This is a genomic window from Clostridium sp. ZS2-4 (assembly GCF_026719745.1).
GTDB lineage: Bacteria > Bacillota > Clostridia > Clostridiales > Clostridiaceae > Clostridium_H.
Genome location: NZ_JAPPRQ010000114.1, coordinates 1 through 11,471, shown reverse-complemented (window position 1 = coordinate 11,471; position 11,471 = coordinate 1). Strand labels below are relative to the sequence as shown.

Below are 11,471 nucleotides of genomic sequence, written 5' to 3'. Positions count from 1 at the left end.
TGCATTTAATTGCATCTAGTGCTTGCTGTACCAAATATGCTGTATTACCATTTTTTCTTCTACTCCCTACTATCCCCAATACTTTCATTATACTACCTCCATAAATATCATATTTGCTACGCATTTTCTTTATATTATGTATTAACTATTTCTTTTAATTCTTTCTTTAAAATCTTCTTTTTTTCATCCATTATTGTAACTAGATTAACGTCTATTTTATCTCCTGGTTTTAATTTGTGATAATTAAAATAATCATCAATAGCTGCTGTCAATTGTTCATATTTTACAATTAAATTATAGTTGTTTTTGCATAGAGCAACTCCATTATTATCATATCCACCTGTAGTATTTTTTGAATTATCTATAAATTCCTTATTAATTACTGTAGCTGCTACTTTTTCTACTTTTTCAATCTCAACTTTCTTCATATCAGCTAGTAGATTCTTCTTAATAAGTAGTGCTAAAATTATTGCGCAAATAATAGTATATACGCTTAACATCTGTATTAAAGGTTTAAAAAAATTAAAATTAAATAAGTCCATTTTATTTCATTCCTTTTTTTTCTTCTTCTAATTTTTTCAATGATTGTTGAAGGGATTGAACTTCTGCTACACTTAGCTCTGTAGCCCTTGATATAAGCTTTATATCCATATGCATATCTAACATTCTTTTTGCTATTTCTTTTATTTCTTCTTCCATTGCTTCTTTAAATCCTTCTTCCCTTGCACTGCTTATCATATTCGCCCTTTCATGAGCTGATTTCTCTCTCCAATCCATATCTTATCTTAGTTCCTTTCTTAATGATTTAAACTTTCGATTTCCTCTACACTTTGAACCACTACCCTGGGGAATCCCGAGAAAAGTCGAAATTTAAGAAATTGTCCAAAGATAATTAAGAGTAAGTTTGGACTACGTCCTTCACTAGGTTGGTACCACTAGTAGCAAGTTTAACCTAGGTTTCGCAAGTACTCCAGGTGATGTTAATAATTAGTGTTGAGACGTACAATTTTGATGTTGTGTCTTAAAATAATTTAAAATTATTTTAACCATTTAAGAAGAGTATGACACATTTTAATATAGTACAATGAACTGAATTATTTACTTCTGTACATTAACAAAAATAATATAAGTTACAGTTCCTTCTTGCCACTTACAATCCAAGAAATATAACCCAGTACCATATTCTGATATATTTATAATATTATCTTTTATAACTTTTTCATAGCTAGAAATTGTGCCTACACCACTTAAAGTAATAGTTTCAGGCTGATAGTCAAAATTTAATTTTAACTGCCCATTAGGTGCTACTCTCATTCCCGGTAGCAATTTACTTATTACGCTTGCATAACTATTAATTGTAAACTCTTTTACTTTACCTCTGGACTTCCATATATAAGGTCCCTGTCCCACTTCTATATTGTTTCCATTATAAGTTACATCTAATTTAGGAACATCTTTTCTTCCATTTGTATAAGCAACAACCAATAACCCTATAAGTATAATTACTAATATTACAGTAATTAAAAAGTTTTTCTTTTTAAACATGGGTTCCTCCTAATTATATTCAGCTGATGCCTGAACATATCTAGAACTATCTTTACCTCTATTTTCAATATATATCAAAAGTAAAATCATAAATTCTTTATGTTACGTATTTATTTAAATATTTCACTTTCTTTAGTTATTTATACTCCTTTTATATTTTAGGTTTAATTTTACATACCATATCCCAATTCATGATTTTCATTACTTCTAAAAGATATATACTTATCTTTAGTAGAAATACAACTAATTTTATATACTCCTTTAACTTTTTTGAAATATAATCTTTCATTTGCTAAAAATTTTTTTTCACCATTAGTAACTTCAATTAATGAATAAACTGTATATTGTTTTAATTTTCTATCAAACCTTGATTCTAATATAATATTATCAGGACTTGGTTCTTTTATGTTATAATCAGAATTCTGCTTCAACCATTCTAAGTCAATTTCCATTGAAGCATTCTCATAATCTATATGTGATAAGGCTTCCTCAAAATTTCTATTAATTAAATTTTTATAATAGTTGACTGTAACTCTCTCTACCTTTTTTAACTCTTTTTCATTAAATACTACTAATTTTTCATAACATTGATTATATACATTCCAACCAATTATCGTAAAGATAAATACTAAAACACTAACTTTTATAATCCTTTTTACAATAGTTATTTTCTTATTTTTCATAACATCACCTAATTACTTAATAACTTATAATTTCATTGCTCTTGTCTCATGTTGTATTACTCTATTTATATTTCTTCTTCAATTCTTTCCACGATGTATATCCCATTAACATTCCAAACAAAGGTGATAAAATACCAAAAACAATCAATTTAGTTTTAAATGTTTCTTTATACACAAAATTTAATGTAAAATTGTTATCTATAAAAGGAGCTAAAAATACCCATATTAAAAAGGAAGTTAATCCATAATAAAATATTCCAATTTTAATTATGTAAGACATTAATCCCTTGCTTTTTATCTTTTCCCACTTTGCTAAACGTTTTTCTTGTTTATCCATCCATACTCCTCCATATTCCAAAGCTCATTTCAATCTCCTTTTATTAAGTTTTATATGATTGTAAAATTCTTCTTATATCCTTGTTTGAATCTAAATCGTAATTGAGAATCATTGTTTATATGTCATTTCTGTTTCTCAAAAATAAAAGATTTACAACCATTATCATATATATTTTCTAATCCTTATTAAATTTAGAGAACGTAACGCTTCATATTTGATAAGATTATTATCATCTTTCTCTGAAATACAATTCAAAATATCAATACTCTTTTGCATAGGAAATGCGGATAGGCATAAAACACATTTCCAAACCACAACATCATTATTGGAATATGTATTCATAACATCTATTAAGCAATTTAAAACTTCTATAGTAGCTAATTCCTGATGATAGAATACTAAAAAGCCAATTGCATCTATTACCTCTGATATCTTAATTTCATTTTCTGACCTTAGAACCTCTAGCAAGACAGGTAATATAGCTCTATCCATTTTTGCTAAACTTCTAGCAATAATATCACGCGGCAGTGGATAACTAATTTTCTTTGATACTTTATCCGGAAGACATTTATGTTGGTTATTACCAATACACCCCAAATACTCTGCCATTTGCCTTGCTGCTTTCACTTTTCCATTTTCAAGAGCATTACAAATTTCTATTTTAGTATAAAGACTTTTCTCAATGGACAGCCTCATTAGAAGTGCTTCTATAAAATCTTCGTCATCACAACTTACTTTATATGATAATAAATGTATTGCAGCGGAACGTTCTGTAGGTGATTTGGCATTGACTAATTCCATTAATTTACTATATGACAAAGACATTATTTTATCAATATCTGACTGATCAATCATTCCTCTTTTTCTTAAATCTTCTTTGCTGCTTTTCATAATGTCTTTCTCACTTTCTGAATGATATATTCTATTATTTTATATATACCTTCCTTCATACTCTATTTTTCTAATAATCTTCCCATTATAACTGTGTTATAATGGTTTCCATCTTTATGAATACGGTCCTTTATTAATAATCCTTCTTCTACAAATCCATATCTTTTATATAATTGAATTGCTTTTGTATTTGTTTGTACCACATTTAATGAAATTTTTTCAATTCCTACAGTGTCTGCCCACATCAAAATATTTTCTATTAGAATTTTACCAATTCCATGACCCCAGTATTCTTTTGATATACATATTCCAAACTCTGCTTTATGTCTAAATCTACTTAGTTTACTTCCTTCTAAACGGGTAAATCCAACAATTTCCCTTTCTACTTCTGCAACTAAGAATAAAGTATTTTCCGCTATTGAATCATCATAAATAAGTTTTTCAAAATCTGCTGGAGTTAATAAACCTTCACCAGATTCCCTATCAAGATTTTCTGTTTCTCCATCAATTTTAACTCTTAATTTAGATAATTCAATTGCATCATATTTTGTTGGACAACGAAGTAACCATGTTAGACTTTTACCTTCTATTCTTTTGTTTTCAATAATCATACATTACCTCCAGCAGTATTATTAAAAATCCTATTCTTTTACACTTTATTCCTCTTTTGAACTGTTCACGTATCTTTTCATTATCCATATATTCTAAACCTGCCTTATTTTTATATAACTTTATATTGTGTCACAATTTCACCTTAAAACATTATATCTTCTCGTGACATAATTTCTTTATATATTGCAACACCACTTCATATTAATGCTTATTATAATAAAAAAATACATATTTACCATCAAAAATAACTCTAAACAGCTTTTTGTGCAATAATTTAATTTGTGTATTCTTCATATTTTTCTTTTCTGATTTTGATGAATTCTGCGACTAATGACACTAGCATAAAAGTACTTACTCCAATTATCATGTCAGCAAAATATCCACCTGAGAACGGTTTGCGATTTAAAATACGATCTATAATCCATCTACCTAGAACCACACATAAACCCATCGAACCCCAATATAAAATAGTTTTAAATAATCTTTTTTTCATACCTCAATTACCTCTAAATTAGCCCTTTTTAATTTTTCTAAATAATATTACAGAACATGATCCAATTTGCCCTTAACATAGTATATATTCTTAGTACACATTTTCTTTACATTATTTATTTTATATCTTATTATTTCTTAACTTATTTATAATAAAAGATGCTAAAATAAATAGCAAATATACTAATATAAATCAATAATATATTCAATCAAGCACTTTTTCAAAATTTATGCTATCATGCCATTTTCCATTTTGATAAGTATATCTATTATAACGACCAGCAAATTGGAATCCATTCTTAATTAATACTATTTGGGAACCTATGTTGTCAGGTGATGTTTCTCACCGATTCTATAGCCTAGTTCAGCCTTATTAAAACTTCCTCTTACTACTGATACTAGATTTATTCTGCCAATAACATTTTCAGAATGATCCTTTATCAAATACATATATAATAATCCTTTTTCTTGTTCCTCAACTAACTCCTTTATTATTGTATTGAAATTATTAAATTCATAATAGCTATCTCCTCTTGGTAAACCTATTTTCAAGTTCGAATATAAAAAGTTTTTGTGCATCTGACTCCTCAAGTAATTTAACTATGATATTATGCATAAAAAATCTCCTTCATATCGTCATTTCTAAATATTCTTCAAAATATTAGCTTTCCTTGCTATCTTTATATCCTTTTATCACCCCAAGTAAAGTTACTATAATTCCTATAAATATGATTACTAATCCAAAGTTGTATCAATTGAAATTATTTTTTCAAACAACTAAAATAAGTCTGAAATGTACTATATCAGTCCAGTACATTTCAGGCGTTAATTTTTGTTAATGTAAATAGATTTTAATTCTTAACAAACCCAAATATACTTGCTGCAAAACCACCCAAAACAATTAATAACCCTATCAAACTAAATATCCCGTCACCATTAGATGAATTTATGTCTCCAAATACAATAAATGCCACCCCAACAATAGTGATTTCTATTCCTAATAACATTATTTCACTTGATGTTTTGCTTTCAGCATACTCATTTAAAACGCCTAAAATTATTAAACCAACAATAATTAAAAATATAAACTCCATAAAATCAATTTCTCTCAGATATAAAACACATTATTTTGCTGTTGTGTCTTAACTCCGTTCTTGATTTACAATCTTTTATATCGTGATTTAAGAAGATTTTGCACTGACAAAATAGAATTATCTTTCTGGTAAATTTTTCATTTAACACTATATACTTTTCATACCTATACATAATGCTTTAGTGATTTTGGCAACATGTTTTCCTTGTAATCTAGCAATTTTTCTTTCTTCTTCTGAAATTTCACAATCATTCATACAACCAGTTATCATGGATGCTCCATAAGAATATCCTCCTACTGGTTTTTGCTCAACATGCATATCCTCATATGTAAGTGCTGTAGGTACACTTGTAATAATCATTCCTTGATGATAGAAAAAAGTACTCAAATTATGTAAACATGTTTCTGCACCACCATTTTGTTCTGACGTAGTTGTGAAAGAGCTTCCAATTTTACCCACTAAAGTTCCCTTAGCCCATTCCTGTCCAAATTGATTTAAGTAAGCAACCATCTGCCCACTAGGAGCTCCAAAATAGGTAGGAGCTCCTAAAATTATAGCATCAGCTTCTACCATAGTTTCTATTGTAGCTAACGGTAAATGTGAAAAAGTTTTTATTTTATCTGTTGCTCCCATAGTTTCAATTATTTCAGCTGAATTAGTTTCAGGAACTCTAAAAATATTAACTTTAACTCCTTCTATCATCTCAGCACCTTTTTTAATTTCCTTAGCTATAGCATAACAATGTCCATGAATACTATGAAAAATAATATGAATATTCATTTCTTTATCCCCTCCTTAATTATCGTAACCCTCATTTCTAAATAATATATTAATTGCTTTTAATATTATTAAATCATTTGAATTAGCTTCTTTATTTAAATAACTTTCTTCAAATACTTCTGTTTCTCCTACGCCATATACTTTTCTTATCTCATTTTCTTTCACTTCATAAACACCAACTCCACCTGTTCCAGTATTTACGGACTTTATTTGGTATTTATTCTCAATAATCTTATCTACAACTTCAACCCTACCCCCATTTTCAAAATCACCATTAAATAATTTAATCATAGGCTTATTAGGTAAAAACTCTTTTACTGAATCGTTACTACCTATTACTATTTTCTCTTCATTATTTTGTGATTTGCTTTCATTTTGGATAGTTGAAGAACTATTATTAATTTTATTTATTGATTTTTGAGATGAACATCCAGTTAATGAAAATATCACAATAGCCAAAATTAATATTATTTTTTTCATTTTATTGACTCCTTTTTTCTCTATCTTTTTGAAAATATAAAGCAATAACCCGCAAAATATTCTCCTCCTAGATACTCTTTATTTTCAACTCATATATATACAACATCCAAATATCATACCACCATGTAATTTACGAGTTATAATTGGTATCTGAAAGCTTATTTTCCTTAATTTTAGACTTAATATCCCACTTAAACTTTCTGCTTAAATCTACCTCTATATTATTAAAAAATTTATATGCTATTAATAACATTATTACTCCACATACTAACTCAACTACACTAAATTTTGAATTACTACTATCCAAAAATGGAATAAAATCTGATATTGTTACTAGTGAATTATTTGCAAAATGTAAAAACATACTAAGTAATAATGAATTAGTTTTAATATAGATAAATCCAGCTACTATTCCTATGAAAAATGCATTGACTCCTTGGTGGATATTAAGGTGCACTATTCCAAACAATAATGAAGAAACAATTATAGCTTTTATCATGCCATACCTTCTATCCAACTGTTCTAATATGATTCCTCTATAAATTATTTCCTCAAAAATTGGAGCAACTATGCTTACTGAAATAATTAATAATGGAATTGGAATAGTAGAAAAATACTCTTCCACCCATTGACTTTCTGGAATATTCGATAATAACAATTCTATCGTATTTCCATAAATAAAAAGATATCCTAGTAATGCTAAAATCACATAAATATATTCTTTTAATTTAGGTTTATATTGAATTTTTAATTTGAAGTTTTCTTTTAAATTAATTTCCTTAATTATTTTTCTAATAATATAAATATACGCTGCTATTTCACCTAACCCATTAATATATGGAGCAATTGCATTTAAACCACTTTCCTCAAAACATATACCTAATAAGTTAAAAGGAATTGTAAATAAAATTTGTAATATATTAATCTTAAAAAATAATTTAATCCCCTCTCCTACTGATATTCCTTTTTGCTCAGTTAGTACTTCCATATCTTTCACCTTTCTTCATTGCATATAAAAATGATCAACTCTTATATTCTTATATAACTGTTTTTTTAACAATACCTTTTAGTAATATTGGGTCTTATTTTGTTTATATTAGTTACCACTCGTTTAAAATAGCTCTGTATACACATCACTCTACTTAATTGAAAGCAAACAATTGTATCAGCCTTTTCAATACGCATATCTAATATACTGCCATAGTTACCATCAACTATCCATTCGTTCCCTGATATTAAATTCTCTTGCTTTTTTACCCACTCTTCCCTTGGAGTTTCAACCCATCCATAATTCCAAAACTCTTTATCAAGATGGATAAGTGGAATTCCTGTTATTTCTGCAAGTTTTCTTGAAAAAGTGCTTTTACCACTTCCTGGTGAACCTATAATCACTATACCTTCCTAGGATGCAGGCTCTTTATATAGTATAGCACCATACCATATTAAATTACACCATTTCAATCCTTATTATAATAAAGCAATGTATATTTACCACTTTAAAACATTCTAATACTTTAAACTTCTTCTACACTTAATCCTACAATTCACTCCCACATTTTGAAAAACACCTCATTTTCAAGAACAGTTGTGTAGTAACTTTATTGTGTAACGAATACCACGGGCTATGCCTAATATTCGTTACACACAAAAAGGTAAATATCATCAACATCCATCTCTAATTCTTTGTATAAATCTTTTTCTGAACGATAACCTACATCCATAATAACTGTATCCTGATTCTCTTCCTAATCCAATAATGTCAGCACTTCCATATTCCAGTGCGAAAAGATTTAAATAGAATTCTATGACATCAAAAGAAATTACCTGGAATATCCTAAGATTTGTGAGAGGAATAATATTTGACTGGCTAATTCACAATGGTAACTATGACTTATTAGAAACTGCTATAACTGAACTTTCACTTTACCTAAATGTATTTAAAGCTGATTAACTTTTGTTGATCATAAGAAGAACGTGCTGTAATTTCTGAATTATAAAAATACAGCACGTTCTTCTTATGTTTAAATGCTAATTAAATATTATTTATTTTTAATTTTAAACGTTCTAATGCTATTATCTAATTCATTAATAAATTCATTAAGCTTTAATATTGATTCTGTTACAGTATTTATGCCTTCATATTGACTTTCAACAGATACTGCCACTTCTTCAGTTGCTGCTGCTGTTTCCTTAATACTAAAAGAAATATTTGTTATAGATGAATTTGCCTCTTGTTTTACTTCATTTATCTTTTTAATCTTTTCATTCAATGTATCTATATATTTTATAAATTTATCATTAACAAGCTTCATTTCTTCAAAAACATCAATGTTTTCTTCTAAGGATTTATTAGCTTCATCAACAAGCTTTGTAGTATAATTAATGGTTTGTCCATTATTCTCAATAGATTTCTTAATCTCTTCAATAATATTCTGTATTTCTTTAGTTGAATTTGATGATTGTTCTGCTAGCGTCCTAACTTCATCTGCAACTACTGCAAATCCTTTTCCACCTTCTCCTGCTCTTGCTGCTTCTATCGCTGCATTTAAAGCTAATAAATTGGTTTGTTCCGCTATATTATTTATTGTACTTATAATAGCATCTATTGATTTTGACTTTTCAAAAAGCTCTTTTAAATTTTCTTCCATCATAGAAGTTGCTTCCATATTCTTATCAAAATTTTCTCTTAACCTTCTTATAGATTGGATACTACTTTCATTTTTATCTTTTATCTGTATAGAATCTTTTTTAATTTCATTTGCATCTTCATATATTTCATCAAATTTACTGCCTAATTCTGTTATCGCCTTAAGAGAATGTATTGTTTGCTCATTTTGATCATTAACCTTTTCACAAACCTGCTGCATAGCTTCTGATATTTCTTTACTATTTGCCTCCATATTTTTTGATGATTCATCTAACACATCAGAAATATTTTTTGAATCTGATATTATAAATTTTATATTCTGCAAAAGTATGCTTACATGATTACACATATTATTTAATCCTAAAGAAATCATTTCTAATTCATCTTTTGTATTTATGTTCAAATCATCACTAAAATCCCCATCTGCAATTTTTTCAATATGCTCTGAAATTACAGGTACATTTTTCATTGTTTTTTTCAATAGTAAGTAAATACAGACTAGCATAATTAATAGATTTATAAAAAATCCTATAATAAAATTCCTATTAAAATCTGCAATATGCTTATTTATTTCATCTTTATATAAAAAATATCCAATTTTCCATTTGCTAATTTCATTAGTCCCATAGCAAACATACATATCTTCACCATTATTACTATAAGAAGATATATTTTTGCCTTTTGATTTTAAAATATCTTGAGGTATATCCTTATAGCAATCATACTTTTTACCAAGATAATATTTTTTAATACTTTCTATATCATTTCCATTAATTTTATTACTTTTATTATCTTTTGTATTTTTTAAAGTATTAGCTACATATGGTTTATAAAGAACTAATCCATCAGAAGCTAATATAACTGGATATCCTTTATGATTTAACGTAAGTTTTTTCATATAATTGTATACATTATCTAATGTTACCTGTAGTGCTATAAAACCAACATTCTGTCCTTTTTCATCATTCACACCTTTTATAATGCTTATTTCTATGATACCATCCTCTGCTACAGATTCAGTTATATTTAAACTACCATCACCTAAAAAAGCTACATAATCTTTATTATCCTCAGTACCTTCTTTGCTCCATTCAGCAGTTCCCGCTTCATCAGAATCGACATAAAAGTTCTGTGTTTTGTCTGCTAACCATATCATTTCAATATTTTTGCTGTTATCCTCTATTTTTTTTATATTATCTCTTAATTGTTTTATGTCAGCTTCAGTTTTCAGCTTTCCTTGGAAAAAATCTACTATAATCTTATTATTTGCTATTTGTTCTACTGCTGTTACATTTTCTGTTATGTATTGATTTATATACAATGAAATATTGTCTAAATCCCTATCTATTTTTTCAGAAACATTATTTTTTAAAATTTTTGTTATGTATTTATTAGCTACAACGCCAAAAATCAATGATAAAAATACAATAATCAGCGTGATTGTACATAATACTTTTCTAATTATGCTTTTCATATTTAATGTTTTCATTATATACCACTCCCACTTTATAATAATTACTTTTTTATGCCTAAATCTCTTCCTCCCTTTCATAAATAATTTATACATCTGCACATTTCATAATGAGATTATTTTTGTTATTTTTTAATTATTAAACAATATTTTACTACTTATTTTAATTTATTACAATTTTTTATGTTGTCTGATTATTAAAATTATATTCAAATCTATATTATTTTTAATTTCACCGTTAATTTAATTATTTTTTATTTTTACAATAAATATATTATTTGAAAAATTACATAACTGTGAAAATTGCATAATTACCTAAGTTTCGTACAAATATAAAACTTATATTTGTACATAATTACCTGTTATTATTATCTATAATATTCCTTCGACTTCCAATCTTTTAGGCGGAGCCTGCTGGAATAATATACCAAATTTAAAA

At 27.1% G+C, this 11,471-nt stretch carries 15 protein-coding genes; all 15 read right to left on the bottom strand.

Annotated elements, in window-relative coordinates; genetic code table 11:
- Positions 1–134 precede the first annotated feature (134 nt).
- Positions 135–428, bottom strand: a complete 294-nt coding sequence (locus OIO11_RS12825; protein ID WP_268071847.1) for a hypothetical protein — start codon at positions 426–428, stop codon at positions 135–137.
- Positions 429–543: 115 nt separating this feature from the next.
- The gene (locus OIO11_RS12820; RefSeq protein WP_268071846.1) at positions 544–777 is read right to left on the bottom strand and encodes a hypothetical protein; all 234 of its coding nucleotides are present in this window, start codon (positions 775–777) and stop codon (positions 544–546) included.
- 321 nt (positions 778–1,098) lie between these two features.
- Entirely contained in the window at positions 1,099–1,545 is a 447-nt protein-coding gene (locus tag OIO11_RS12815) for a hypothetical protein (RefSeq protein WP_268071845.1), read from the bottom strand.
- A 170-nt stretch (positions 1,546–1,715) separates the two neighbouring features.
- Positions 1,716–2,228: a hypothetical protein gene (locus OIO11_RS12810; RefSeq protein ID WP_268071844.1), complete on the bottom strand. Its 513-nt coding sequence runs from the start codon at positions 2,226–2,228 to the stop codon at positions 1,716–1,718.
- Positions 2,229–2,289: 61 nt separating this feature from the next.
- A complete protein-coding gene (locus OIO11_RS12805) occupies positions 2,290–2,565 on the bottom strand; it encodes a hypothetical protein (protein ID WP_268071843.1) in 276 nt (91 codons plus the stop codon).
- 162 nt (positions 2,566–2,727) lie between these two features.
- Positions 2,728–3,456, bottom strand: coding sequence for a hypothetical protein (locus OIO11_RS12800; protein WP_268071842.1), 729 nt, complete (start codon positions 3,454–3,456; stop codon positions 2,728–2,730).
- 62 nt (positions 3,457–3,518) lie between these two features.
- Positions 3,519–4,067, bottom strand: coding sequence for a GNAT family N-acetyltransferase (locus tag OIO11_RS12795; protein ID WP_268071841.1), 549 nt, complete (start codon positions 4,065–4,067; stop codon positions 3,519–3,521).
- A 275-nt stretch (positions 4,068–4,342) separates the two neighbouring features.
- Complete coding sequence (locus OIO11_RS12790; RefSeq protein WP_268071840.1) at positions 4,343–4,561, bottom strand: hypothetical protein; 219 nt, start codon at positions 4,559–4,561, stop codon at positions 4,343–4,345.
- Between the two features lie 320 nt (positions 4,562–4,881).
- A complete protein-coding gene (locus tag OIO11_RS12785; RefSeq protein ID WP_268071839.1) occupies positions 4,882–5,112 on the bottom strand; it encodes a hypothetical protein in 231 nt (76 codons plus the stop codon).
- A 299-nt stretch (positions 5,113–5,411) separates the two neighbouring features.
- On the bottom strand, positions 5,412–5,654 hold the full coding sequence (locus OIO11_RS12780) for a hypothetical protein (RefSeq protein ID WP_268071838.1): 243 nt from the start codon (positions 5,652–5,654) through the stop codon (positions 5,412–5,414).
- Positions 5,655–5,801: 147 nt separating this feature from the next.
- Positions 5,802–6,434: an NAD(P)H:quinone oxidoreductase gene (wrbA, locus tag OIO11_RS12775; protein ID WP_268071837.1), complete on the bottom strand. Its 633-nt coding sequence runs from the start codon at positions 6,432–6,434 to the stop codon at positions 5,802–5,804.
- A gap of 15 nt (positions 6,435–6,449) precedes the next feature.
- Positions 6,450–6,914, bottom strand: a complete 465-nt coding sequence (locus tag OIO11_RS12770) for a hypothetical protein (protein WP_268071836.1) — start codon at positions 6,912–6,914, stop codon at positions 6,450–6,452.
- 130 nt (positions 6,915–7,044) lie between these two features.
- The gene (locus OIO11_RS12765; RefSeq protein WP_268071835.1) at positions 7,045–7,902 is read right to left on the bottom strand and encodes a CPBP family intramembrane glutamic endopeptidase; all 858 of its coding nucleotides are present in this window, start codon (positions 7,900–7,902) and stop codon (positions 7,045–7,047) included.
- Between the two features lie 65 nt (positions 7,903–7,967).
- A complete protein-coding gene (locus OIO11_RS12760; protein WP_268071834.1) occupies positions 7,968–8,306 on the bottom strand; it encodes a hypothetical protein in 339 nt (112 codons plus the stop codon).
- A gap of 647 nt (positions 8,307–8,953) precedes the next feature.
- On the bottom strand, positions 8,954–11,050 hold the full coding sequence (locus OIO11_RS12755) for a methyl-accepting chemotaxis protein (protein WP_268071833.1): 2,097 nt from the start codon (positions 11,048–11,050) through the stop codon (positions 8,954–8,956).
- Between the last annotated feature and the right edge of the window lie 421 nt (positions 11,051–11,471).

Bases quoted from the DNA above. Each gene is read 5' to 3' on its own strand.
- OIO11_RS12765 (WP_268071835.1), bottom strand. From the start codon at position 7,902: ATGGAAGTACTAACTGAGCAAAAAGGAATATCAGTAGGAGAGGGGATT.
- OIO11_RS12795 (WP_268071841.1), bottom strand. From the start codon at position 4,067: ATGATTATTGAAAACAAAAGAATAGAAGGTAAAAGTCTAACATGGTTA.
- OIO11_RS12815 (WP_268071845.1), bottom strand. From the start codon at position 1,545: ATGTTTAAAAAGAAAAACTTTTTAATTACTGTAATATTAGTAATTATA.
- OIO11_RS12780 (WP_268071838.1), bottom strand. From the start codon at position 5,654: ATGGAGTTTATATTTTTAATTATTGTTGGTTTAATAATTTTAGGCGTT.
- OIO11_RS12800 (WP_268071842.1), bottom strand. From the start codon at position 3,456: ATGAAAAGCAGCAAAGAAGATTTAAGAAAAAGAGGAATGATTGATCAG.
- OIO11_RS12820 (WP_268071846.1), bottom strand. From the start codon at position 777: ATGGATTGGAGAGAGAAATCAGCTCATGAAAGGGCGAATATGATAAGC.
- OIO11_RS12770 (WP_268071836.1), bottom strand. From the start codon at position 6,914: ATGAAAAAAATAATATTAATTTTGGCTATTGTGATATTTTCATTAACT.
- OIO11_RS12790 (WP_268071840.1), bottom strand. From the start codon at position 4,561: ATGAAAAAAAGATTATTTAAAACTATTTTATATTGGGGTTCGATGGGT.
- wrbA (WP_268071837.1), bottom strand. From the start codon at position 6,434: ATGAATATTCATATTATTTTTCATAGTATTCATGGACATTGTTATGCT.
- OIO11_RS12755 (WP_268071833.1), bottom strand. From the start codon at position 11,050: ATGAAAACATTAAATATGAAAAGCATAATTAGAAAAGTATTATGTACA.
- OIO11_RS12810 (WP_268071844.1), bottom strand. From the start codon at position 2,228: ATGAAAAATAAGAAAATAACTATTGTAAAAAGGATTATAAAAGTTAGT.
- OIO11_RS12805 (WP_268071843.1), bottom strand. From the start codon at position 2,565: ATGGATAAACAAGAAAAACGTTTAGCAAAGTGGGAAAAGATAAAAAGC.
- OIO11_RS12825 (WP_268071847.1), bottom strand. From the start codon at position 428: ATGAAGAAAGTTGAGATTGAAAAAGTAGAAAAAGTAGCAGCTACAGTA.